Raw genomic sequence first — 23,948 nt, forward strand, 5'->3', positions numbered from 1 at the left:
AATGAGTTTGCTAATTAAAGCACTGGCTACCGCCGAGAAAGATAAGCAGAAAGCTAAAGGCGCTGAGCAGACGCAGTCTTTGACGTCGGATGCATTGACTTTAGCGCCATTTGACTCTCCATCACCGGTGGGTATGAATGAGGCTCTATCGACCGATAGTACGGTGTCGTTTGCGTCAAGTGCAGATGATGGCGCTTTTAATGACACAGGCTTATCTCTCGCTGAAGAGGCTGGCTTGATTAGTCCTGATGTTAAATTAAAAGAGGATGTCACTACTAAGCCTAATGTTCCGCCAACCAACAGCGTAACTAAGCAAAAAAGCAAAGCAGATGCTTTTAATGAGGCGGCGATGGCAAGCGTTGCTAGTTTAAAAGCACAGGGTAGTGCTACAAAAGAAGGGCGTCAACAAGCCGCGGCTAGTGTGTTTGTTGCTAATCAGGCAGTAAAAGCTTCCAGTTCACGCTCTGCACTTATATTAATAGGTGTCGCTGGTGCTTTAATGATTTTGTTGGGATTACAAGGCTATCAGTATTTACAACCACTATTTGCTGATGAAGTGGTGGTGGTAAAGCCAGTCGCACCGGTCACCCCAGTCGTTCATGTTGAAACGATAGAAGCTAGTGTAGCACCAGATTCAGTATTGCCAAGCGAGTTAGGTGAAGAAGCCAGCATGACTGAGCAGGCTATTCATGAGATTGACGTGAATGCGAGTGAAGCTGGCAGACAGCATCAAGCTAATAATGAAGCGGTAAAGCCTGAGTTAGATAAACCTACGTCAGGTGCAAAAGTAAACTCCCAGGTATTTGGTGGTGAGTTGGCAACTGATGAGTTGCGTGTGCCACCTCAGAAGACCGCTGCTGTTAGTGCGCGTAAGCAGGTGAAAGCCGATGAAGGTAATCAGCGCGATAATCAAGCGTCTGAGCAGAAAGAGTCCATCAAGCTTGTGAGCAAAACACCTGTTGCAGGGGTAGACCCAACCTTACTAGCGGCTTATGAGGCATTTAACCGCGGAGATGACAGCACGGCGCAGCAAAAGTATCGTCAAGTGCTACAAAAAGATGTAAGAAATGTTGATGCTCTGCTGGGGATGGCAGCAATCGCGCAGCGCCAAGATAGAAATATGGATGCGATTGGTTGGTATCGCAAGGTCACAGAAATCGAACCTAGAAATACTATCGCGCAATCTGCGATGGCGGATTTGGAAGTGAATGCTGATGGTGTAGGGGCGGAGAGTAAAATTAAAAGTATGTTGGCACGCCAGCCTGAGGCAGCTAATTTACATGCAGCTTTAGGTAACTTATATGCCGCACAGAACCAATGGGCCTCTGCACAATCTGCCTATTTCAATGCAAGTCAGTATGCACCGATTAGTGCAGACTATGCATTTAACTTGGCGATTAGCTTAGAGCATTTAGGTAAGCCAAAGTTGGCGTTAGTGCAATATCAGCGAGCACTTGAATTGCTGAATATAACGGGCGCAACAAGTCCGGACCGAGCCCAGTTAGTGGCAAGGATTCGTGCATTGCAGTGATTATCTTTTCTACAGCGGTGTGTTGTTTGGTGTATTGCAGCACAAGTGAGTTATTTAAGATAAATGTAGTGCCGACCAGATAAATGAAAAAATAATAATGAACATCAATAAACAGGCTAAATTTAATGGCTGAACAGCGGCGTAAAATTCGTTTAGGCGAGCTGATGGTGCAACAGGGCTTAATCAGCCAAGACCAGCTACGCATTGCGCTGATAGAGCAAGAGCATAACGACTTGCCATTAGGGCGTCAGCTCGTTCGTCTAGGGTTTGTGACTGAGGCGATGGTGCGTGATACGGTTGCGCATACCATTGGGACGGATAGTATTGATTTGTCTACGGTGGTGGCTGATCTTGAGGCACTGCAAATGGTGCCGCAAGACTTTTCGCGTCGATATCATTTGTTGCCCGTAGCTTATGATGCGATAGCCAGAACCATGGTGGTCGCCATGGCTGATATGTTCAATGTGGTTGCGCTAGATCAGTTGCGAGCCATGTTGGGTGGGCAGATTCAATTAAAACCCGTGTTGGCAGCAGAAGCGCAGCTTGAAGAAGTCATCGATCAGTTTTATGGGTATGAGTTATCTGTAGATGGCATTTTGCGGGAAATTGAAACAGGTGAAATTGATTATCAGAGTTTAAGTGTTGACGATAATGAATATACGCAACCTGTGGTGCGATTAGTGGGCGCATTGTTGATGGACGCTGTGAAGCGTGGTGCGTCAGATATCCACTTTGAGCCAGAACAGGCATTTTTACGTATACGTTATAGAATCGATGGCGTATTACAGCAAATTAGAAGTTTGCATAAAAGCTACTGGGGTGGTTTAGCTGTTCGACTAAAGGTAGTGAGTGGGCTTGATATTGCCGAAACAAGGGCGCCACAAGATGGCCGCCTGAACATGAACTTATGTGGACGCCCTATCGATTTTCGGGTGTCGACGCATCCAACCATCCATGGCGAAAATATTGTCTTGCGTGTGTTAGATCGTGAAAAGTCGATTATCCCGATGGAACGTATGGGGCTGCGTCCAGAGACCTTAGATGAGTTGCAGTTGATGATGACTCGCCCTGAGGGCATTTTGATTGTAACTGGTCCAACAGGTAGTGGTAAGACAACCACGTTGTATTCATTGCTCACGCATCAGAATACTGAGTCGGTTAATATCATGACGCTGGAAGACCCTGTGGAGTATCCAGTCACCATGATGCGCCAGACCTCTGTAGCCGAGGTGAATAAGGTAGATTTTGCGAATGGTATTCGATCTATTATGCGGCAAGACCCCGATATTATTTTAGTGGGTGAAATTCGTGATGCTGATACCGCCATGATGGCGTTTCGCGCGGCGATGACTGGGCACCAAGTATTCAGTACGTTACATACCAACTCTGCATTAGGGGCTTTTCCACGCTTAACCGATATTGGCATCTTGCCTGACATTATGGCAGGTAACATTATTGGTGTTGTGGCGCAGCGCTTGGTGCGGGTGTTGTGTCCGCATTGTAAAGAAAAGTATAAGCCAGATGATCTTGAGCAGAAGATTTTGCAGCTTAAGCCTAATGATAAAACGCAAATTTACAAACCAAAAGGTTGTAAACATTGCAACCAAACTGGGTATAGAGGGCGAATGGCCATTATCGAGTTGCTACGCATCGATAGTGATTTGGATGCGCTGATTTCTCGTCGCGCTCACTTAGATGAACTGAAAAAAGTTGCGCTAGATAAAGGGTTTGTGACCTTGGCGGAAGATGGCGTGCGACGGATTCTAGAAGGGTATACCAGTGTGACTGAGGTGATGCGGGTGATCGACTTAACTAGCAGGATTAGTACATAATTTATGCCATCATTTAGCTATAAAGCCGTTGATAAATTGGGCCGCATCGCCATGGGGCAAGTGGATGCGCTAAATGAGGTGGATCTTGAAATTCGCCTTGAGCGTATGGGGCTGGATTTAATTACGTTTCGATTAGCTGCAAGGTCGACTAGTTTATTTAACCGTAATAAAGTCAGCAATCAGGACTTGGTAATGTTTTGCTTTCAGCTAGAGCAGCTTTCCAGCGCAGGTGTGCCCCTGCTGGAGTGTTTGAACGACTTGAGTGAGAGTAGCAATAATCCTTATTTCCAAAAAGTATTAGGAGCCATAAGTGCCGAGGTAGAGGGCGGTAAGATGCTATCTCAAGCGCTTGCCGAGCATCCCGCCGTGTTTAGTGATGTGTTTGTGAGCTTGATTGATGCGGGTGAGCGTACAGGGCAGTTACCAGTGGTATTGAATAACCTGTTTAATACGATACGCTGGCAAGATGAGCTAATGTCACAGACTAAAAAGCTATTAGCTTACCCAGCCTTTGTTGCGGTGGTTGTGTCGTTAGCGGTCGTGTTTTTAATGATTTATGTTGTGCCACAAATGGTGTCTTTTTTGCGCAATATGGGGCAAGAACTGCCGCTTAATACGCAGATCCTGATCGCTATGTCTAACGCGTTTGTTAACTATTGGTGGTTGATCCTAGGCTTGCCCGTGGCTGCAGTTGTCATGATGGCAGCCGCTATTCGTTCAAACCCAGCAGCACGTTATCGCTTTGATTTGTTTAAATTAAATATCCCTGTTACCGGGCCAATTTTACATAAAATCATCATGGCACGTTTTGCCCGTTACTTTGCTTTGATGTATCAAACGGGTATTCCTATTTTAGATGCGATTAAAATATGTGAAAACATCGTGGGCAATCGAGTCGTGGCAGACGCACTTACGCGGGTGCATACCCAGATTAATGCTGGGGATGCGATGAGTGAGAGTTTTCGCAATGCCGGCTTGTTTCCACAGCTTGTAGTCCGGATGATTAAAGTGGGAGAGAGCACCGGCGCCTTGGATAAATCGCTACTTAACATTAGCTATTTTTATGACCGTGATGTGAACGATGCCATGCAAAAAATGTTGAAAATGATAGAGCCTGCACTTACTGTGTTGTTAGGTGGCATTCTTGCATTCATTATGTTCTCAGTATTGGGCCCTGTGTATGACTCATTTAGTAAGCTTAAAATTTAAGTGATTTGATATAAAAGCATGATATTCGCCAACCCCAAAAAACTAGTGTTATGTGCGACGGCCAACCAGCTGTTGGTTGGTGTTTGGCATGCGGGCAAGCTGCACGGTAGCCAAACTTTTGAGAACGACGAAGCGGGGCATCAGGCATTTGCAGCATTTTTGCAGCAATATTCATCAAGTCCAGTGTATTTAATTGCAGATGCAGTAGAAGAAGACTTTAGGCTAGAGAGTTTGCCGCACACCTCAGGCAGCACAAAACATGAGCTGGTGACTCGCAAGTTAAATCAACATTATCGCGGGTTGGATTACCGAACTGCACACTTTGTTGATCGAGACAAAGACAAACGCAAAGACGATAACTTTTTGTTTGTGGCTATCAGTAAAGATGACTTTTTGCAGGCTTGGGTTGCCATCATCAAGGCACAGGAATCGCAGTTGGTGGGCGTTTACTTACTTCCAATGCTAAGCCTGGTATTGATGAAGCAGTTGAAGCTAACGGCACCTCATCTTTTGTTCTGCGAAAAACTTTCTTCAGGGCTCCGGCAGACTTATTTTCATCATGGGTGTTTGCGCATGAGCCGGCTAGTGCCTAATGTGCCAGAAGCCTCTGGGCAAATCGGCTATTTCTATCTGGTTGAAATTGAAAAAACGCGTCTTTACTTAATGAGTCAGCGTTATATTTCGCGCGACACGCCCCTCAATCTAGCGTTAGTTAGTGCTAATGGGACGACGCAGCAAATTAGCCAAGGCATCAGCCAAGAACAAGGCTTGAACTGTGTAGATGTGAATCTCAGCAATCTAGCAAAAACATTGGGCTTGCCAGCTAAGTTGCTTCAAGAAAAACCAGAGTTAATGCATATGCAATTACTGGCAAATGGACACTTTGTTGATAACCTAGCGCCAGACTGGCTCACCAAGTCTTTTCAGTTTAATAAATTAAAACAGGGGTTAGCCATTGGCACTGCCTTGATTGGGTTTTTTGGGTTAGTCGCTGCTGGGTGGATGTTCAAGGAGGGGCTGGATCAGAAAACAGCCTTTGAGCAAGCGCAGCAAGACACTTTGATTCAGCAGCACCGATATGACGAAGCAGCAAAAGATTTCCCGGTTACTCAGATTAGTGCGAACGATTTAAAAGTGGCGGTGGAGCTAGATAAAAGCATCGCCAGCTTTCCAAAGTCGCCAAGGCGCATGATGCAGGTCATCAGCGCGGCGCTAGACCCGACTGCCAAGGGCTCACTAGATGAGGTGCAGGTGGATAGGTTGCACTGGGTGCTTACCAATGACACAAATGTCAATGATCTGGATAAGTTTACGCAATTGCCTAGCGCAGCTAGCGGAGAGCAAGCGATTACCAATATGGCCCCGCCGGCAGACCCTACTAAACTAATGGAAGTAGCTTTTTTGACGGCACAGATATCAGGGTTCACGGGAGATTATCGCCGTGCACTAAACAGCCTTAATCAGTTTGTTGCTAACATTAAGGCAGATGCTAGGGTGGCAGAAGTGGTTGTGTTACAAGAGCCTGTGAACGTGAGCTCATTTGTTAGCTTGCAGGGAAGTACCACAGACGAACAGTCCGCACAAAAGCAACCTGCATTTTTTAAATTAAAAATAGTACTTAAACCTGCTCAAGATGAGATAGTCAGTGCGGCTGAGGCGCAACCATCATGAAGCTAGAGCAGAAAGACTGGAAAAAACTTCAAATACCGCTAGCTGTATTAGGTGCGGTTATTGTCGTTGTGGTGGCGTGTATTGTGTTTGCACAACAATATGGTACCGAACAGGAGCAAGCCCTACTCACACAGCAAAATCAATTAAATGCAGCTCGTCAGCGTTATCAGTCATCTGGGTTAGAAAAAGAGATCATCACCGAGTATTTGCCGCAATACCAAGCGCTGATTAACAAAGGCTTTGTGGGTGAAGAGCGCCGTATCGAATGGGTGGAAAGTTTAAGAGCGCAGCACAAAAGCCATAAATTATTTGGCATCAAATACAGTATTAAACAACAGGAAAAATATACCCCTGCCTTTGCAACAAACCTAGGTGGGTTTGCATTAAATCGATCCATCATGCAGTTTGAGCTGGATATGTTACATGAGGGCGATTTGTTGCAACTGACGGAATCTTTAAGTGGGGCTAATGCCGCAGCCCTGATATTGAGAGACTGCGAAATTACCAGGTTGAGTGAAGGTGGTGCTTTAAGTGCGCAGTTAATAGCAAACCTACACGCACAATGTGAGCTAGATTGGCTTACCTTGCGCGAGCCTGCGCCAATTCAAGCGGTAGTGGGGCCATCGTCATGATGAACTTACTTATTAAAGTGATTATCTTTAGTCTATTAAGTGTTGGATTCAATGCAATACAAGCCGCACCAAATGATGATTTTGGGCGGTTATTTAGTAGGCCTGCTGACCGTGAGCGGCTTGATAAGCTTAGACAAAGTCAGCAGTTAAAAGTAGTGACTACTCAAGAAAATGAGCCATCTGAAAGCGATGCTGATAATGCCTCTGTCGAAATTACTGGCCCAATTACCATGCAAGGTTACGTGAAGCGCAGCGATGGGGTTAAAGGTACGCTTTGGATTAATAACCAAGCCGTGCAAGAAGATGGTGCTGTCGATAATGTGCAAATTGGGCGAATTAACCGCCGAGGCTTTTCAAGCAAAGCCGCAAGTACAGAGGGTGTTGATGTACAGGCCAGCGGTAAAAAGATACGGCTAAAAGCGGGGCAGATGTATGAGCCTGAAACTAGCCAAATCAAAGAGCTACAAGTGGTGGAAAAGGCAAAAAGACTTAGTTTGCAAGAGGTTGGAGTCGCTGAGCATAATCAGCTATCTATAGGAAATCCTAATAATAGCACTGAATATAATAAGCAATGAATTGTAAAACCACACACTCATTTAATATAAAAGCACCTAGTTCTTTTCAACGGGGTGCAGCACTACTTTTAATGGCTTTTATATTAGGTTTAGGTGCAGTTGCCTATATGTTCAAAGCATTTGATGCGGCTAATTTGCAGGCTAAGCAAGTTGTGAAGACTAATCTTGCGTTGAATGAAGCTAAAACAGCGTTAATGGCTTGGGCTGTGAGTCATCCCCAGGTGCCAGGAATGATGCCTTTTCCTGATAGGGCTGGAGGTGGGGGCTATGATGGTAAAAGTGACTGTTATACAGGTACTTTTGATTATAAGTTTCTTATTGGGCAACTCCCCATATTGGGACAAACAAACCCCTGTGTTGATCCTCAGGTAGGGTTGGGTGGAGATTGGCGTGATGCACAAGGCAATAGGCTTTGGTATGCTGTTTCGCGTAATCTGGTGCGTGAATATCAAGCGCCTTCATTTAACCCGATTATCAGCCCTGCATTACTGACTAAAACAACTGACTGGATAACGGTTTTAGACCGTAATGGAAATCTGATTTCAGATCGGGTAGCTGCCGTAATTATTGCACCAGGCGCACCTTTGGGTAACCAAGATAGATCTAGTGTTCTGCCACCCCCAACACCCGAACAGTATTTAGACCGAATCGTAAGAGCTTCTGACTCTCAGCCATTTAAAAACTATGGATATCCATCTAACGTGTTTGATGACAATCAATTCATTATGGGCGAGGATGAACGTAACGTTAGTGACAGTGATAATACCTTTCAAAAGCCATATTATTTTAATGATAAATTGGTTTACATCACTATTGATGAGCTTATGTATGGTGTCGAAAAGCGAGCGCTGCAAGAAGCTAAAAGCACACTAAACGATTACTACCAAACAAAAGGATATTATCCTTTTGCTGCTGGGTTTGGTTCCGTTGCAAATCCGAACCAGTGTACAAAAGGAAACCTTAGAGGTTTGTTACCTGTAGTAGCATCTTCAGAACATGTTTGTAGCTGCACATCTACTAGAGCTTGTAATTGTAATTTTAGTGTGGTGAGTAATATTGCATTTACTCGTACAAATGGAAACTTTGTAGCCACAGGATCTGCCGCCAATGCACCAACTGGGGCATGCTTAGTTGCCGCAAGCGACCGAAAAACTTGCACCTGCACTGGTGAAGGGAGTTGTAAACGAGCGAGCGGGGCTGTGCAGTTTAGCTGTAATGCATGTGGTAGTTGTTCTGCTACAGTGGCTGGTATTAACAGATTTAGCACAACAGGCTCATTTTCAGTTTCAACAGGCGGGTGTTCAAATACCACTAACCAAGCAACTTGTTCGAATAATACAAGTGGTACGTTTACATTGGCTGCCTGTGATGCAAGTCAAGTAATCACATCTTTACCCGCAGCGGGTGGGCAGCTCCCTGCTTGGTACTTACAAAACGAGTGGCAAAAATATATTACTTACGCGGTTTCTAGCAATTGCGTTAGTGGGTCCACTTGTTCGAGCTCGACTTCACCCCCTAAGATTACAGTTGGAGTTAATAATAAGGTTGGTGCTTTGGTTGCAACTTCGCTTGCAAACCCTAATGGTTTTTGTGATATTTCAAGCTACTTAAGTGCGGCAGAAAATACAAATGTTATTGTGAGTAATGGTTGGCAAGATTATGTCTACAGTCACACTCAGCTAAAAACATCTACAAACACGGATCAAGTTGTGGTGGTATCTCCATGAGTAATTTTAATATGCAATTAGAAGTTGATACTAGGCAGCAAGGTTTCAGCTTGGTTGAAATGGCGATAGTCATTGTCATTTTAGGTTTTGTTATTGGCGCACTCTTGCTTCCGTTGCAAGTACAACGCAATCAGCTTGCGCAATCACAAACTGAAAACACACTTGAATTAGCTAACAGAGCATTGCTCGGTTATGCGCAGGCAAATGGTAGGTTACCTTGTCCTGCAACAAATAATGGGACAAGTATATTTCCTGACGACAGCTCAAATGCAAATCCATTAGCAGGCGGGCAGTGTGATAAGCAATTAGGATTCTTGCCTGCAGCAACGTTAGGTTTAGAACCAACGGATCTAGAGGGTTATCTTGTTGATGCATGGGGTAATCGTATTATGTATGCGGTTGCGCAAAGTAGTACAACAAGTACACCAACAAATACAGCAACACCAGACTTTACAACGAATAATGCGACGGATGGCCTTGCTATTGTAGGTATGGGAAATTTAATCCCAGAACTTAGGATTTGTAGTAGTTCAACGGGGATTACCACATTGGCTTGTTCAGGAGCCTCTCCAGAGACAAATTATTTGATTAATAATGCAGTGGCAGTTATTTACTCTATAGGGTCCACAGGATCTGAGGTGGCAGGAGGCGCTGATGAAAGTGCAAATCCAATTTTGCCTACAACACTTAAAAAAGTATTCGTAAGCCACGAACCTAGAAGTGCGGATGACCCTAACGGCGAATTTGACCATATCGTCACTTGGATTTCTCCTTATGTTCTCTATAATGCCATGATCGAAGCAGGACAATTGCATTAATTTATGAATGACCACCAACTTCTCCGTTATAGCCGCCATATTTTATTACCGCAGATTGAATATGAAGGGCAAGATAAACTAGTACATAGCCACGCATTAATCGTGGGTGCAGGTGGCTTAGGCTCACCAGTGGCCTTATATTTGGCGGCAGCGGGTGTGGGCACACTCACCATCTGTGATTTCGATGTGGTGGATTTAACTAATTTACAGCGTCAAATTGTACACACCACAAGCGCTGTGGGTGTGAATAAAGCGGTGTCAGCACAAAGAACACTGTTAGCCATTAATCCAGAAGTCACGGTGAATACAGTTTGTGAAAGGTCATCTGAGGCTGATTTTGAGAAGCTGATTGCACAGGCGGATGTCGTCATTGATTGTAGTGATAATTTTGCGACGCGCTATCTGTTGAACCGCCTTTGTGTGCAGCTGAAAAAACCGTTGGTGTCTGGTGCTGCCATTGGTTTTGAGGGGCAGGTCACGGTATATGACATGCGCTCGGATGCCAGCCCATGCTATCACTGCCTGTTTCCAGACAATGGTGAAGACAGTGATTTGCGTTGTGCAACGAATGGCGTGTTTGCACCACTAGTGGGCATGATCGGCACTTGCCAAGCGGCCGAGGCGCTGAAAATCCTTATGGGTATTGGGGATAGCCTGCAGGGCAGGCTGTTGCTACTGGATGCGCTCGCTATGGAGTGGCGGACAATCAAGCTAAGTAAAGACCCAGCTTGTACTGTATGTAGTGTTTAATGTTCCTTCCTTTTGTAGAGGGAAGGAAACGGAAGATCTGTTGATTAAAAGCTATTTACTTGCCACCTACCAAGCTTTTAACAGCACCTACCAAGTCGCCAGGCATGACAACAATTTTGCTGTTTTCAGATGACGAAATTTTTTGTAGTGCCGTAATGTAGCGGTCGCCCAATAGGAACATTGCTGACGCGTTATTTTCTTGCACGGCTTCTGTAATAAACTTAATGGATTCTGCAGATGCTTTTGCCGCCACCATCTGTGCTTCAGCATCTTTACGTGCGGCTTCTAAGCGTGCTTCAGCATTTAAAATAAGTGATTGTTTTGCGCCTTCTGCCTCGGTCACTACCGCAACTCTTTCGCGCTCTGCTGCGGCTTGGCGTTCCATTGCGTCCTGCATATTAGGCGAAGGTTTGATGTCTTGAATCTCTACAGACTTAACTGTTAAGCCCCAGTCTAATGCTTCATCTGCTATAGCGATTTTTAGCTCAGACTTAATACGGTCACGTGAGGTGAGTGCTTGGTTTAAATCCATGCCGCCAATGATGGAGCGTAAACTGGTTTGCACCATGTTGCGCATCGCTTCACGGAAGTTCTCAATGCCATACACTGCGCGTTCAATATTGCTAACTTTAATAAAAGCCACTGCATTAGCAAGAATCACGGCGTTATCACGTGTAATCACTTCCTGTTCAGGCACATCTAAAATAATGTCTTTGGTGGTTACTTTGTAGCTGACAGCGTCAAAAATAGGGATGATCACTCTTAGGCCCGGGACTAAAATCTGGTGAAACTTACCAAATCTTTCCACCACCCATTCTTCACCCTGTGGCACGATACGTACACCTTTGATGATTGCAATGATGACTGCAAGTACTAGAAAAATTGATATTATTTCCATGATAGTTATCCTATTAAAATTAAGCTGAGTAATTAATTTGCTTGCACTCTAAGTGTGTTGCCTTCAACCGCTACTACTTTTGCATTTTTACCTGATTCGATAGTCTCGTTTGATACGGCAACCCATTCTTTGCTACCCATTAGGCCTTGCGTAAAACGAATTTTGCCATTTTGGGATGCACTGCTAGTTTCAATCATTGTGCCAATGCGGCCGATTTCCTCGCCTTGTGCTTGTCCAACGCGTGAATGGGTTTCGATTTTCTTGCAGTTGAGTTTCCAAATGGCTAATGAGCCTAATGAGAGTGCGGCATACATCACTAATTGAATGCCGATGGAAAGGCTTGGAAACAACCACAGTGCAAATGCAACAAATAAGCCTGCAATGCCAAACCATAATACATAAAAGGTTCCAGTTGCCATTTCAACGGCAAGCAGTATCAGACCAAGCGCGCCCCAAATCCATGCTGATTCTATCATTTGATATCCTGCTAAAAAGGGTTATAGATTGATAATCGTAAACATCGGTGATTATTATTGCATGATATTTCAATATTTTTTAATATTAAATTTTGCATAAAAGGAGTACCCTTTTGGGTGGTATGTAGTACCTCCTTAACCTTGTAGGAAATACATCGATGGGCTCTGCACAAAAACTTAATATCCCTAGTGATCGGGTAGAAAGGTTGCATTATATTCGGCGCATCTTCTCTGCGGCTAAAGGCCCGGACCTTGCCGTGGAGTGGTCTGGCGGTAGAGCGAGTGGGCTAAGGAAGCTCAATGCTGTTGATGCTACGCTATATGGCCGTAATCGTAACTTTATCAATGGTGCGGTCACGCATTTGTCACCGTATTTACGTCATGGTTGCCTGACGCTCAATGAAGTATTTGCCTTTGTGAAAAAGAAGTTTGGTGCACAAGGCGAAAAGCTCATGATGGAGTTAGCTTGGCGCGATTATTGGCGGCAAGTTTGGCTTTATGAAGGTAATGCAATCTTTAGTGAAATGGAGCCACCTAAAGTAGATATTCAGTACCAGCCACTTAGCGATGCCGTTAAACAAGCGAACACGGGCTTGCCTTGCATGGATGGCTTTGTGAAAGAGTTGCTTGACAATGGTTACGTGCATAACCATGCCCGCATGTGGTTTGCCAGTTATGTTGTGCATCATCTTAAAATAGACTGGCGTGAGGCGGCTGATTGGTTTGAAGCACATTTGTTGGATGGTGATTTTGCAAGTAACCATTTGTCCTGGCAATGGGTTGCCTCTACCTTTAGCTCTAAACCTTATTACTTCAATAAAGAAAACTTGGAGCGCTATACCGGTGGAAAGTATTGCGCGACATGTACAGTGCAATGCCCGTTTGATGCCAGTTACGAGGCATTGAGTGCACGCTTATTTACGCCATCAGTCGCTTCGAGCACCAAGCAATACCCACTTAAATCACTACCAATGAAAGCAGCCCATGACTTTCAGGCGAATGCTATTTTTGTGCATGATGAGATGCTGTCAGCGCATAACGAGTTGATGGGTAAGCCATATCCTAAAATCTTTGTGTTTGACCCTGTGCTCTGCGGCCACTGGTCGCTTAATCGTTTGCAGTTTGTGGCGGACTGTGTGAATGAGATGATGAATGTTGAGGTATGGGTTGGCGATACGCATGAAGTGCTGATGCGTAAGGGTGTTGGGCAAGTGCTCACACAGGATACGCCAAACTTAAGAATCAGAGAGATTTTAGCGCCATTTGCACCGAGATGGCAGCCTGTGCAAAAGTTAGTCAATGTGAGAATTAGTGAAAGACGATTAAAGCGGTTCTCTCGATACTGGGAAAAAGTCAACCCGTTATTAATGGCAGATATTTAATATCCCAACAGTCAGTGATACTATCCCTCATCATGTAGGCCATATAAATAAAAATAAGGGGATACGATGTTAACGTGGATAGTGATTGCTGTAGTGGTGTTGTATTTTGTGATTACGTATAACAGCTTGGTCAGTGTTAAAAATAACGTTGAAAAAGCATGGTCCAATATCAATGTGTTGCTAAAGCAGCGGCACGATGAGTTGCCTAAGCTGATTGATACTTGTAAGCAGTATATGCAGCATGAGCAGGCAACGCTTGAGAAAGTCATTCAGGCACGCACCCAAGTCAATGACGCGCGCGACCATCACGATGTTGCGGCATTGGGGCAGGCAGAGAGTGCGCTGCGCGTTGGTTTGGGTGGCCTTTTTGCGGTGGCTGAAAATTATCCTGAGCTTAAATCGAACCAAAACTTTCTCATGTTACAAACCCGTATCACCGGGCTTGAAAATCAAATTGCGGATCGGCGCGAGTTTTATAACGATAGCGTTTACATTAACAATGTCCGTGTTCAGCAGTTTCCAGATTTAATTGTGGCGAGACTATTTGGTTTTGTAAAAGAACAGCTACTTAAGTTCTCCTCGGCCGAATTGACAGATGTTGAGGTTGGTCAGCGCTTTAATGCAAAGCTATAGGTAGTGTGTGCAGTTTCGTAGTTATTATTTAAATCCGCTAGCGTTATGTGTTTGTATTGGTCTAGTACTGGCGGGTGTATATTTAGATTATCACGACCGTCAGGCTCACCAGCTCCCCATGTTGTTTGGGTTAAGTGCGTTGGTGGCTATATTTGCCTGGGCATTTAACTACAAACGGCTGCTTGCGATATCTGAAGTGCCCATCTCAACGATTGCATCGGCTGCCCAAGGTTATGTTGAGTTATTCGGAAAATCCAAACATATAACCCCTATGCGCAGCCCGATACAAGGTGTGCCTTGTGTTTGGTTTCGGTTGTGGGTGTACGCGCGTGATAGCAATTACATGTGGCGTTTAGAGGATTACCAAGTTAGCGAGCAGGTATTTGAGCTGCATGATGAGTCTGGCGTGTGTGTGGTTGACCCGAAAGGTGCTGATGTTTACGCAGCTAGTCGCCATGTCATTACACAAAATGGGCATCGCTATATTGAAGATGTGTTGTTTGCGGATAAGTCTATTTATGTGTTGGGTGATTTAGACACCAGTACGCAAGCCCATACCGAGGCCGAAATCAACCGCGAGGTTGGCAAGCTACTTTCGCAATGGAAGCAATCTAAATCCAGACTTTTACTGCGATTTGACCTCAACCGAGATGGTGAGATCGATATGCATGAGTGGGCGCTAGCGCGTGAGCAGGCTAGTTCTGAAATAAAGCTTAAACAGGCGCAATTACTAAAGGGCGAGCGGCATCTAATTGCAAAACCTAAAAATCAACGCTTATTTGTGATCTCTGGCATCACGCCACAGGCACTCAGGCAGCGTTACGGTCATTGGTCAATTGTGCACTTTTCAATATTTCTTGTGGCTATTTTACTTTCTTTTCTCGCAAGCTATCTGGCGCTATAACAGCAGGTTTGCCCTGTGATAAAATGTCAGGTTATGACAACTGACAACACCCCACAAAAGATGCAAGAAAATAAAGAGTTAGCAAAATCATTCGACCCGAAAACCATTGAAAGTAAATGGTATGAATTCTGGGAGGGGAAGGGCTACTATGCGGCTGGTTTAGATACTGCTAAGCAAGATAACTTCTGTATTTTATTGCCTCCACCAAACGTGACAGGCACGCTCCACATGGGGCACGGCTTTAACCAGACGTTAATGGATGCATTAACCCGTTATCACCGCATGCGCGGTGATAATACTTTGTGGCAGCCAGGCACTGACCATGCCGGTATTGCTACCCAAATCGTGGTGGAACGCCAATTAGATGCACAAGGCGTATCGCGCCATGACTTAGGGCGTGAAAAATTTCTTGAAAAAGTGTGGGAATGGAAAGAATACTCAGGCGGTACCATCACTAAACAAATGCGCCGCTTAGGCACCTCCCCGGACTGGAGTCGTGAGCGCTTCACCATGGATGAAGGCCTCAACATAACAGTCACAAAGACGTTTGTGCAGCTTTATAACGAAGGCCTGATTTACCGCGGCAAGCGTCTGGTGAACTGGGATGTGAAGCTAGGCACTGCGGTATCTGACTTAGAAGTGGTGCAGGAAGAAGAAGACGGCTTTATGTGGCACATCAACTATCCGCTTGTAGATGGTTCAGGCATGTTGACTGTTGCAACCACACGTCCAGAAACTATGCTGGGTGACGTAGCGGTGATGGTGCATCCGGAAGATGCGCGTTATAAACACTTGATTGGTAAAACTGTACAGTTGCCATTATGCAACCGTGAAATTCCGATTATTGCCGATGACTATGTAGATTTAGAATTCGGTACCGGTGTAGTGAAAGTGACGCCTGCGCATGACTTTAACGACAATATGGTCGGCCAACGTCAGGGCTTGGATAAAATTGCTATTCTTAATTTACAAGGCTTTGTGCCAGCAGCAGCTGAAGTGTGGGCGGCAGACGGCTCTAGCAAGCAAGCTATTGAGATGCCAGCCAACCTGATTGGGTTGGAGCGTTTTGCTGCACGTAAACAGGTGGTAGCAGACTTAGAAGCGCAAGGCTACTTGGTCAAGGCAGAGAAACATAAACTAAAAGTACCGCGTGGCGACCGTACCAATGTGGTGATTGAGCCTATGCTTACCGACCAATGGTTCGTTGCCATGAGCAAGCCTGCGGCTGATGGTAAATCGATTACGCAAAAAGCATTGGACGTTGTTGCCAGTGGCGAAATCAAGTTCTATCCTGAAAACTGGGTAAACACTTATAATCAATGGTTAAATAACATTCAAGACTGGTGTATTTCTCGCCAGTTATGGTGGGGGCATCAAATCCCGGCTTGGTATTCTGATGACGGCAAAGTCTATGTGGCGCATGATGAAGCAGAAGCCAAAGCACTTGCGGCAAAAGATGGCTATACAGGCAACTTAAAACGCGACGATGATGTGCTAGATACATGGTACTCATCAGCATTATGGCCATTCTCAACCTTAGACTGGACTGGTGACGAAGCGCAAGATGCTGCCAATGTTGCTTTACAGCAGTACTTGCCATCCTCAGTGTTGGTGACAGGTTTCGATATTATTTTCTTCTGGGTAGCGCGTATGGTGATGATGACCACGCATATCACTGGCAAGATTCCGTTCAAGCATGTGTATGTACACGGCTTGATTCGCGATGCTGAAGGCCAGAAGATGAGTAAATCTAAAGGCAACGTGTTAGACCCAATCGATTTGATTGACGGTATTGGTCTGGATGAGCTGATTAAAAAACGCACCACCGGTTTGATGAATCCAAAAGATGCCGAGAAAATCGAGAAGCGCACACGTAAGGAGTTTCCAGAAGGTATTAACGCCTATGGTACCGATGCGCTGCGATTCACCTTTGCCGCATTAGCCAGCCCAGGCCGTGACATTAAGTTTGATTTACAACGCTGTGATGGCTACCGTAACTTCTGCAATAAATTGTGGAATGCAACGCGTTTCGTGCTGATGAATACAGAAGGTCAGGACAATGGCTTTGGCCTTGGTAGTTGCGTAGAAGGCGGTCGTGTGTTCTCATCAGCTGACCGTTGGATTGTGAGCATATTGCAACGCACAGAAGCTGAGGTTGAGCGCGCGTTTGAAGACTACCGTTTCGATTTGGCCGCAAAAGCGATTTATGAGTTTGTGTGGGATGAATACTGCGATTGGTATTTAGAGCTAGCCAAAGTACAGATACAAAATGGCAATGAGGCAGAAAAAATCGGCACACGTCGTACTTTGTTACGTGTATTGGAAACCATCTTGCGCTTAGCGCACCCTATCATGCCATTTATTACCGAAGAGATTTGGCAAACAATTGCGCCGATGACAGAAAAACATGGCGCCAGCATTATGTTGGAAACTTATCCAAAAGCGCAGGCGGATAAATTGGACGAAGCCTCAGAGGCTTGGGTGGCGCAGCTGAAACAAGCTGTTGATGCATGCCGTAGTCTACGTGGCGAAATGGGTATTTCCCCAGCCGCGCGGGTGCCACTGTTTGCTGCGGGTGATGCAGAAGCATTAGCTGCCTACGCACCTTACCTAAAAGCATTAGCTAAGCTGGAAGATGTAGCGATTGTTGCTGAGTTGCCAGAAGCTGATGCGCCGGTGATGTTGGTGAATGATTTTAAACTGATGCTTAAAGTTGAGATTGATGTCGCGGCGGAGAAAGAGCGTCTAAGTAAAGAAATCGCACGCTTAGAAAACGAAATCAACAAAGCAAACGCAAAACTCAATAACGAAAGTTTTGTGGCAAGAGCGCCGGTTGCGGTGGTAGAGCAAGAGAAAGCACGTGTGGCTGACTTTAGTGCAAACCTAGATAAGTTGGTCAGTCAGTTGGCAAAGCTTAAGTAACTTTAGGCTTTAGGTCACAAGTCGTAAAAATAGCTAGCCCATGGGCTAGCTATTTTTTTTGATACTGCTGGTGTCGCTGCATGATTCGTATTTAGGTGAAACTCAAACTATCACCTAAACTAACATTCATTAGCTCGCACGTTTTTTAATATAAAACGTAAATGCGGTTTCGTCTTCTTCTAATAATAAAAGCTCATGTCCTGTTTGTACGCAAAAGGCATTAAAGTCTTTCACTGAGCCTGGGTCGGTAGAGATTATTTTTAATACTTGAGACGCAGCCATGTCGCTTAACCCCTTTTTGCAACGCAAAATTGGCAAAGGGCAATTTAAGCCTGTTGCATCGACTACTTTGTCAAAATCCATGTTAGTTTTCCTGTGTTGCTTGGATAGTGTTTTTATTTAGATGGTGTGTTGATTTGAACAAACGGATAGCCCGCTCTAGCCCAAGCTAATACGCCACCAGCTAAGTTATATACATGCTTACAGCCCTTACTTGCCGCAAAGGCTGCCGCGTGAGCAGAGCGCACGCCACTGTGGCAGTAAAATACAACGCTGTCTGCTTTGGTGAGTGACTCATACTGCACTGGCAGCATCGCGAGTGGGATGTGTATTGCATTTTGAATCACACCACGTGCCACTTCGTCGTCATTGCGTACATCCACTAATAACAGAGATTGTGTGGTCAGCATGACCGATAAGTCATGGGCGTCGATTTCGTTGTATGTGCTCATTAAATAAACCTGAAGTAACTAATAAATAAGAGGGAGCCAAAAATAATCCTTTGTTTGCGATTAATTGTCAGCAACACTAGACACAACTGGCATGTCACACAAACTGATTTTCTTATGACTACCATATGGTAATACAAAAAATAACTTATAAAGTACAAAGCTTAAATATTATTGAATAAATCATAATATGCATACAAAGCAGAACTTAAGGTTTTAAAAAACAAGATTTTAATATTTGGAATTATAGGTACCTAATTTTACAAAATGATACAAACTGCGTTATGCTCTAGCTGCTTGTTATTTTCGTAGAAAATAGGGGGAAGTATGGCAATACCAAAAAAGGTAGTAGATCGCATAGTCAATAATCTAAAGCGCTTTCAAACCATACTTGCTGAGGCGAAGAATAGAGATATTAGCGAGTCTGATACAGTAGTAATATTGGCTGATATGCTTGCTGAGCTACTTGGGTATAAAAAGTATACTGAAATTACAACTGAGTTTGCAATACGTGGAACCTATGTAGATTTGGCTGTTAAGGTAGGTGAAGATGTTAGATTTTTGCTTGAAGCAAAAGCCATTAACGTGGAGCTTAAAGATAACCATATTAAACAAGCTATTGATTATGGTGCGAATCATGGTATTGAATGGGTTGTATTAACTAATGGTGCTGTTTGGCAAGTCTATAAAATTTACTTTAAACAACCAATAGATAAATCACTTATCTTTGAAGTTGATTTAATAAAAACGTCCCCCAAAAACCAGCAACTGATTGAATGCTTTGGTACGCTAAGTCGAGAAGGATTTACACAAAGTTCTATGACAGCTTTCTTTCAGCAGCAACAGGCAACTAGTAAGTTTTCTTTAGCAGCACTACTTACAACAGATAATATGCTTTTGGCGCTGAAAAAAGAGTTGAAAAAAATCAGTCCAACCTTAAAGGTTGAAGATGAGTTTTTACGTAATGCGATACAAAATGATGTACTAAAGCGTGAGTTAGTTGACAGTGATGAGGCAAGGGCAGCAGCGGATGCAATTAAGAAGGCCGCAAAGCAGTCAGCAAAGCTGAAGTCCAAAGTGTCAGACCAATAGAGTTCTGTGATCTGCTTGCTCTTGTTTGCTATCCACGCAAGTGACTTTCAAACACCATCAATCTCTTAGCAATTGACAGACTTAGCCACAATTAGTTTTTAGACTACGAAAAATAGCGCCCAATAGGCGCTATTTTTACGTGCGGAATTGGTGAGGGTGTTAGAAAGAAAAGTCCCACTGCGCCCAAACTCTAGTTTCATCATCTTTTTCTAGCTTAATCGGGTCTTCTACACTGAGCCGGCTTAGTTGCAAGCTTAGTTTGTTGAAGTGACCTTCCAAAAAGTAGTTAATCACAGCACTTAGTTCGGTCTGCTTATCATGGTCACGGTCAGTATCCATGTCTACAAAAGCGTATCGCCCAGCTAGCTCAAGGTTTTCCGGGATAAAAGCTATTTGACGATGTGGGAAATAGCCCGCTTGAACAAAGCCACCAAGTAATTTTGTTTCTTCATCGTTATTGAGAGTGTCTTTAATTCTTTTCGCATGCAATTCATGCAAGAAAGAAAAGCCATTCCATTTGAAATGCACTTCTTCCATCATTTGGCTGATTTCGTATTGGCCAGACTTTGCGCCACCATCAGCAAAAGCTTTAGAGGGATCTCTATACCTATTTTTAGTTGGCGTAATCAAATCCGTTAGGTTTCTACAGCTCCTGCTATCTGTTTCAAAGGCTGTACATTTGCTTCGATTTGAATTGGCTGCCACAGAGATGTTTAATGCGGGTTGCTCATGACGCTCGATATCAGATTGGCTAAACTTCATTTCGCCACCCAGTGCATTCCACTGCAATCTGCCAGAGTACATGATGTTGCCATCGTCATTATTTCTCTCACCTACGCCTAGCCCTGTAAATGCACCAGCATAGTAAATCATGTCATACCAAGCACCTGGAAACAAATTCCCTTTCACTTCAATACCTTGTTGACGGTCAACCGTGAAGATGTCATTAACAATAGAGCGGTTAACAAATTGTTGGCTACCAGATGAAGTAATCCGTTCATTATTGTAAGAGACCTTGCCGCGGCCAACTCGTACTTGAGCCCATTTGTATTTGTCTACAGTTAAGTTCAAATCTCTCAGTACAGGTTGAGACCAATCGTATTGCAGGTAATATTTTAACCAAGGGACGTATGCATGCCCATTAAGCTTGGTGCGCGCCCGACGAATCATGAATGACTTTTCGTCTTTATCTAAGTCCGCCAGTGTGCGCGGGTCGCCATCAAACGGCTCTGCAAAGCGTGCTTGTACTCTATTTTGAATTGCGAGTGAGAACTTATCATCATCCGTTCTAAACTCGAAACCATTTTTCCCGTAGCTGAGATTAGCTGGGGTGTAGCCCTTTTTCTCTTTTGGTTGGGCTGGTGTTATGGCAACGTCATCGCTCAAATCTGTATTTGTCGAATCTGCATCTAAGCTATTGCTTACTTTTGTGGTGGGCGCCTGCTTATCTGCTTGAGTGCGTTGTTTTGATTTAAGCTCTGCTTCAATTTCTGCTTTTAGCGTTGCCTTTAATTGGTCGATCTCTTCTTTTTTCTCAAAAGACCCTAATTTGACGCGATTGTCACCTGGTGCAGCGTAAATCTGTTGCGTATTAGTGTCGACATACAAATCTAAAGCGAATGCAGGGTTGAACCATGATGCACTCATCATAGCTAGCAAGGCAATTGGCATTCTGGTTATATTCATGTAATCACCATAAAAGTTGTTGTTAAAGAAGTTGTCAAAAGTTGTTGATGGCATTCTAAAGAGAGAGGCTAAGGCGCCTATATGCGTCTGCTCGATGCAGTTGATTAAAACTGCTCGCACAATATCAACTAAAGGGGCTGCGTTACTTTGAGTTTTGTTTGATAAGTGCGCCTAATATTACAATATTATGACAGTAATGTGACAAATCCAAGTGCAAGAACATACTTAAGATTAAGTTGGGTTGGGCGTGATGTTGAAATGCGGCCAGCATTAAGTCGCAAATATGCGGTTTTCAATTGGAATGAAGCAATCAAGCCTATATTAAGAGTTGGCATGATTAAATAAACGTGTTGCAAGGTGGGGCTGTTAATAATATTTAGCGATTAACCTCATGTAAGCTTATTGCTCAAAACTTCTACGATTAGCCGTTTGATATATCCGCCAGTGACTTACACGCGCTATCCCCATCGCACCCACAAAGTTATCCACACAAATTGTGGATGTGGCTTTGTCTGGGCTATTGCTTTATTTAGCACTTATTTGAGTGCATCATGAGCTGTCACTGCAAAGAAAAAGCCACACATTAGCGTGGGCTTTAAAAGTACTGTCATTTGCAATCACGCAAAAAATGGACGAGCGCTAATTTATTTCAAGTTTTTTGAGTGATTTTGCATCATAAGGATTTCCAACGATGATTGGGTAGTCTTTAAACTTATTAGAGACAATACTCTTTGCTTGATCAAAGCCCTTGTAAGTTATTCCCATCAATTGAGACCAAGTGTAAATAAAGTCTGCATTGCTATATTGCCTATCCAAAGTCGCAGAGTTTTTAAGTAGGTCGTTGGTAAACCAGTCTTTAGACGACCAAGTGATAAATGGAACGGCGTACATAGGCAAGGTTGGTGAATATTCGTTTCTGCCTTGAAACTCATGATTGTTAGAGTCGTAAACATCATCACCATGATCGGAGAAGTAAGTAAGCATACTGTGCTGATTGGTTGATTTTAATCTTTGAATCAGGTCGTACACAATACTGTCGTTATAACGAACTGCATTGTCATATTCATTAATCTTTTGGATTTTATCTTCAGACAGCCCAGCGTATAAATTTTTGCTATCTTTAAAATAATCAAACGATTTAGGGTAGCGGTATTTGTAAGACATATGTGTGCCGATTAAATGCACAATAATTAACTTCTTCTCGGCATTATCTTTGAGTGTCTCACTGAATGGCTCAAGTACTTTTTCATCAAAACTATAGGAATTCTGCGCGCGGGCATTATTGAGCCATATTTGCTTATCTGTTTGTTTTGCAAATGTAGTTAAGATGGTATTTCTTGCCGTTAATGTTTGCTGATTACTAATCCAGAATGTTTTGTAGCCGGCTTGTTTCATCATTGCAATTAATGTGGGCTTAGTTTTATATAAATCAGGATTTGTTTGGTCAGCAAAGCTTAGTACCTGTTCTAGGCTTTCTATGGTGTTAGGTCTTGAAGCATAAACGTGCTTAAACACAGATAGCTCGTCCTTGATTGCGCTAAGCTTTGGGTTGGTATCCCGATGGTAGCCATACAGGCCAAAATGCAAGCGTGTTGATGATTCACCAATCACAATCACTACCGTAGTAGGCGATGGTTTTTTAAGTTCTGAAAAGTTATCTAAAGGTGGTGTTTGGTTGAATTTCATTAAGAATGATTCAACCTCTTTTAACTCTCTTTGATAGTTTGAGTAACCTAAAATCAGCTGCCATGGCGGAGCCGATACTAGGTGTTTGTTTAAATTTTTGTAAGCAACACTGGCCTTGCCAACCATCACCGCTTTTTTAATCGGATGCGCGATAAATAGCATCAATATGATGAGTGCAAAAACGTAACCTTTTTTATTTGATATCGCTAAATGATTAGGGATTCTCTTCCATATGAATATAGGAATAATCGAGAAAATGATGAATTTAAATAAAATTGGGAATGTAAAGTAGTTCAGAAGATATTCTGATGATTCGGCCTTATTGGATTCAAAAATAATAAAAATCAAACTTTGTGAAAGCTCTTGTTTATAAATTAGAAAATATCCGAAAGCAGGCAACGCAAACAACCAAATAGCAACCCCCAGAATGGCACTCACTTTTTTGGTATGTTTTGGCAGTAAGAGTATCGGAATCAGCCAGAACACAGCAGTTAGGGTCGTGTCTTTTAATCCCTCAAAAGAAGTAATACCAAAAGTGGAGAGTAAAAGCTGAGTGGTACTGGTTAAGTACCAAAAAAGTAGATATGTCCAAGCAACATGAGGCCAAATAGAGGCTTTTGGATTTGTTGTATTCAAAAGAGGTTTGCTTTCTAAGTGTGATTGAAGTTGTCGTCGAAAAACATTCTTCACACTGATCGCAATTTACGTACCATATTTATATTTGTTATAAAATTACAATAGAATCAAAAGGATATAATTTTTTTAATTAGAATTTTGTCAAATGGGGATTTGATAA

The 23,948-nt window shown here is 43.6% G+C and carries 20 protein-coding genes; 14 read left to right on the plus strand and 6 right to left on the minus strand.

From position 1 onward, the window contains the following. Position 1 precedes the first annotated feature (1 nt). The 9 genes from FG24_RS05135 (at position 2) to FG24_RS05175 (ending at position 10,745) form a co-directional block, all read left to right on the plus strand. Positions 2-1,531 carry a tetratricopeptide repeat protein gene (locus FG24_RS05135; protein WP_036301720.1) on the plus strand — a complete coding sequence of 510 codons (1,530 nt, stop codon included), beginning with the start codon at positions 2-4 and terminating at the stop codon, positions 1,529-1,531. A gap of 125 nt (positions 1,532-1,656) precedes the next feature. Then, positions 1,657-3,363 (plus strand): GspE/PulE family protein, encoded by a 1,707-nt coding sequence (locus tag FG24_RS05140; RefSeq protein WP_036301722.1) that lies wholly within the window; start codon positions 1,657-1,659, stop codon positions 3,361-3,363. Between the two features lie 3 nt (positions 3,364-3,366). Continuing rightward, a complete protein-coding gene (locus FG24_RS05145) occupies positions 3,367-4,572 on the plus strand; it encodes a type II secretion system F family protein (RefSeq protein WP_036301723.1) in 1,206 nt (401 codons plus the stop codon). An 18-nt stretch (positions 4,573-4,590) separates the two neighbouring features. Next, a complete protein-coding gene (locus tag FG24_RS05150) occupies positions 4,591-6,243 on the plus strand; it encodes a hypothetical protein (RefSeq protein WP_036301724.1) in 1,653 nt (550 codons plus the stop codon). Beyond that, on the plus strand, positions 6,240-6,875 hold the full coding sequence (locus tag FG24_RS05155; RefSeq protein ID WP_036301726.1) for a hypothetical protein: 636 nt from the start codon (positions 6,240-6,242) through the stop codon (positions 6,873-6,875). The genes FG24_RS05150 and FG24_RS05155 overlap by 4 nt, the downstream gene beginning before the upstream one ends. After that, positions 6,872-7,450 carry a hypothetical protein gene (locus FG24_RS05160; RefSeq protein WP_036301727.1) on the plus strand — a complete coding sequence of 193 codons (579 nt, stop codon included), beginning with the start codon at positions 6,872-6,874 and terminating at the stop codon, positions 7,448-7,450. Before FG24_RS05155 ends, FG24_RS05160 begins: the two co-directional genes overlap by 4 nt. A 71-nt stretch (positions 7,451-7,521) precedes the next feature. Beyond that, complete coding sequence (locus FG24_RS05165; RefSeq protein ID WP_235189718.1) at positions 7,522-9,177, plus strand: hypothetical protein; 1,656 nt, start codon at positions 7,522-7,524, stop codon at positions 9,175-9,177. Continuing rightward, a complete protein-coding gene (locus tag FG24_RS05170; RefSeq protein WP_051901439.1) occupies positions 9,174-9,995 on the plus strand; it encodes a type II secretion system protein in 822 nt (273 codons plus the stop codon). Before FG24_RS05165 ends, FG24_RS05170 begins: the two co-directional genes overlap by 4 nt. Positions 9,996-9,998: 3 nt before the next feature. Next, positions 9,999-10,745: a HesA/MoeB/ThiF family protein gene (locus FG24_RS05175; protein ID WP_036301730.1), complete on the plus strand. Its 747-nt coding sequence runs from the start codon at positions 9,999-10,001 to the stop codon at positions 10,743-10,745. Between the two features lie 55 nt (positions 10,746-10,800). Here FG24_RS05175 and FG24_RS05180 read toward each other — a convergent pair whose 3' ends face one another. Together FG24_RS05180 and FG24_RS05185 are read right to left on the minus strand one after the other, a co-directional pair. Beyond that, the gene (locus FG24_RS05180; protein WP_036301732.1) at positions 10,801-11,643 is read right to left on the minus strand and encodes an SPFH domain-containing protein; all 843 of its coding nucleotides are present in this window, start codon (positions 11,641-11,643) and stop codon (positions 10,801-10,803) included. Positions 11,644-11,675: 32 nt separating this feature from the next. After that, positions 11,676-12,119, minus strand: coding sequence for an NfeD family protein (locus FG24_RS05185; protein ID WP_036301734.1), 444 nt, complete (start codon positions 12,117-12,119; stop codon positions 11,676-11,678). A 158-nt stretch (positions 12,120-12,277) separates the two neighbouring features. Here FG24_RS05185 and FG24_RS05190 point away from each other — a divergent pair, with 158 nt between their 5' ends. The 4 genes from FG24_RS05190 to FG24_RS05205 all read left to right on the plus strand — a co-directional run bounded on the left by FG24_RS05190 (position 12,278) and on the right by FG24_RS05205 (position 17,960). Then, the gene (locus FG24_RS05190; protein ID WP_036301736.1) at positions 12,278-13,501 is read left to right on the plus strand and encodes an FAD-binding domain-containing protein; all 1,224 of its coding nucleotides are present in this window, start codon (positions 12,278-12,280) and stop codon (positions 13,499-13,501) included. Between the two features lie 66 nt (positions 13,502-13,567). Continuing rightward, entirely contained in the window at positions 13,568-14,134 is a 567-nt protein-coding gene (locus tag FG24_RS05195) for a LemA family protein (protein ID WP_036301738.1), read from the plus strand. A gap of 7 nt (positions 14,135-14,141) precedes the next feature. After that, positions 14,142-15,038 (plus strand): hypothetical protein, encoded by an 897-nt coding sequence (locus FG24_RS05200; protein WP_036301740.1) that lies wholly within the window; start codon positions 14,142-14,144, stop codon positions 15,036-15,038. A gap of 33 nt (positions 15,039-15,071) precedes the next feature. Next, on the plus strand, positions 15,072-17,960 hold the full coding sequence (locus tag FG24_RS05205) for a valine--tRNA ligase (RefSeq protein ID WP_036301742.1): 2,889 nt from the start codon (positions 15,072-15,074) through the stop codon (positions 17,958-17,960). A 129-nt stretch (positions 17,961-18,089) separates the two neighbouring features. On the opposite strand, the gene FG24_RS05210 is transcribed toward FG24_RS05205, so the two are convergent. Both FG24_RS05210 and FG24_RS05215 read right to left on the minus strand, forming a co-directional pair. Continuing rightward, the gene (locus tag FG24_RS05210; RefSeq protein WP_036301744.1) at positions 18,090-18,323 is read right to left on the minus strand and encodes a sulfurtransferase TusA family protein; all 234 of its coding nucleotides are present in this window, start codon (positions 18,321-18,323) and stop codon (positions 18,090-18,092) included. Between the two features lie 32 nt (positions 18,324-18,355). After that, complete coding sequence (locus tag FG24_RS05215; RefSeq protein WP_036301745.1) at positions 18,356-18,691, minus strand: rhodanese-like domain-containing protein; 336 nt, start codon at positions 18,689-18,691, stop codon at positions 18,356-18,358. 324 nt (positions 18,692-19,015) lie between these two features. Between FG24_RS05215 and FG24_RS05220 the strand changes: the two genes are divergently transcribed. Further along, on the plus strand, positions 19,016-19,780 hold the full coding sequence (locus tag FG24_RS05220) for a type I restriction enzyme HsdR N-terminal domain-containing protein (protein WP_036301747.1): 765 nt from the start codon (positions 19,016-19,018) through the stop codon (positions 19,778-19,780). 159 nt (positions 19,781-19,939) lie between these two features. Here the strand turns inward: FG24_RS05220 and FG24_RS05225 are convergent, their stop codons facing one another. Both FG24_RS05225 and cptA read right to left on the minus strand, forming a co-directional pair. Continuing rightward, a complete protein-coding gene (locus FG24_RS05225) occupies positions 19,940-21,466 on the minus strand; it encodes a porin (RefSeq protein WP_036303994.1) in 1,527 nt (508 codons plus the stop codon). A gap of 639 nt (positions 21,467-22,105) precedes the next feature. After that, positions 22,106-23,788, minus strand: coding sequence for a phosphoethanolamine transferase CptA (gene cptA / locus FG24_RS05230; protein ID WP_051901440.1), 1,683 nt, complete (start codon positions 23,786-23,788; stop codon positions 22,106-22,108). Positions 23,789-23,948 lie beyond the last annotated feature (160 nt).

The organism is Methylotenera sp. L2L1 (assembly GCF_000744605.1).
GTDB lineage: Bacteria > Pseudomonadota > Gammaproteobacteria > Burkholderiales > Methylophilaceae > Methylotenera.

What these genes read in the sequence shown, in the direction of transcription:
- FG24_RS05135 (WP_036301720.1), top strand. Translation starts at nt 2, where the DNA reads ATGAGTTTGCTAATTAAAGCACTGGCTACCGCCGAGAAAGATAAGCAG.
- FG24_RS05140 (WP_036301722.1), top strand. Translation starts at nt 1,657, where the DNA reads ATGGCTGAACAGCGGCGTAAAATTCGTTTAGGCGAGCTGATGGTGCAA.
- FG24_RS05145 (WP_036301723.1), top strand. Translation starts at nt 3,367, where the DNA reads ATGCCATCATTTAGCTATAAAGCCGTTGATAAATTGGGCCGCATCGCC.
- FG24_RS05150 (WP_036301724.1), top strand. Translation starts at nt 4,591, where the DNA reads ATGATATTCGCCAACCCCAAAAAACTAGTGTTATGTGCGACGGCCAAC.
- FG24_RS05155 (WP_036301726.1), top strand. Translation starts at nt 6,240, where the DNA reads ATGAAGCTAGAGCAGAAAGACTGGAAAAAACTTCAAATACCGCTAGCT.
- FG24_RS05160 (WP_036301727.1), top strand. Translation starts at nt 6,872, where the DNA reads ATGATGAACTTACTTATTAAAGTGATTATCTTTAGTCTATTAAGTGTT.
- FG24_RS05165 (WP_235189718.1), top strand. Translation starts at nt 7,522, where the DNA reads ATGGCTTTTATATTAGGTTTAGGTGCAGTTGCCTATATGTTCAAAGCA.
- FG24_RS05170 (WP_051901439.1), top strand. Translation starts at nt 9,174, where the DNA reads ATGAGTAATTTTAATATGCAATTAGAAGTTGATACTAGGCAGCAAGGT.
- FG24_RS05175 (WP_036301730.1), top strand. Translation starts at nt 9,999, where the DNA reads ATGAATGACCACCAACTTCTCCGTTATAGCCGCCATATTTTATTACCG.
- FG24_RS05180 (WP_036301732.1), bottom strand. Translation starts at nt 11,643, where the DNA reads ATGGAAATAATATCAATTTTTCTAGTACTTGCAGTCATCATTGCAATC.
- FG24_RS05185 (WP_036301734.1), bottom strand. Translation starts at nt 12,119, where the DNA reads ATGATAGAATCAGCATGGATTTGGGGCGCGCTTGGTCTGATACTGCTT.
- FG24_RS05190 (WP_036301736.1), top strand. Translation starts at nt 12,278, where the DNA reads ATGGGCTCTGCACAAAAACTTAATATCCCTAGTGATCGGGTAGAAAGG.
- FG24_RS05195 (WP_036301738.1), top strand. Translation starts at nt 13,568, where the DNA reads ATGTTAACGTGGATAGTGATTGCTGTAGTGGTGTTGTATTTTGTGATT.
- FG24_RS05205 (WP_036301742.1), top strand. Translation starts at nt 15,072, where the DNA reads ATGACAACTGACAACACCCCACAAAAGATGCAAGAAAATAAAGAGTTA.
- FG24_RS05210 (WP_036301744.1), bottom strand. Translation starts at nt 18,323, where the DNA reads ATGGATTTTGACAAAGTAGTCGATGCAACAGGCTTAAATTGCCCTTTG.
- FG24_RS05215 (WP_036301745.1), bottom strand. Translation starts at nt 18,691, where the DNA reads ATGAGCACATACAACGAAATCGACGCCCATGACTTATCGGTCATGCTG.
- FG24_RS05220 (WP_036301747.1), top strand. Translation starts at nt 19,016, where the DNA reads ATGGCAATACCAAAAAAGGTAGTAGATCGCATAGTCAATAATCTAAAG.
- FG24_RS05225 (WP_036303994.1), bottom strand. Translation starts at nt 21,466, where the DNA reads ATGAATATAACCAGAATGCCAATTGCCTTGCTAGCTATGATGAGTGCA.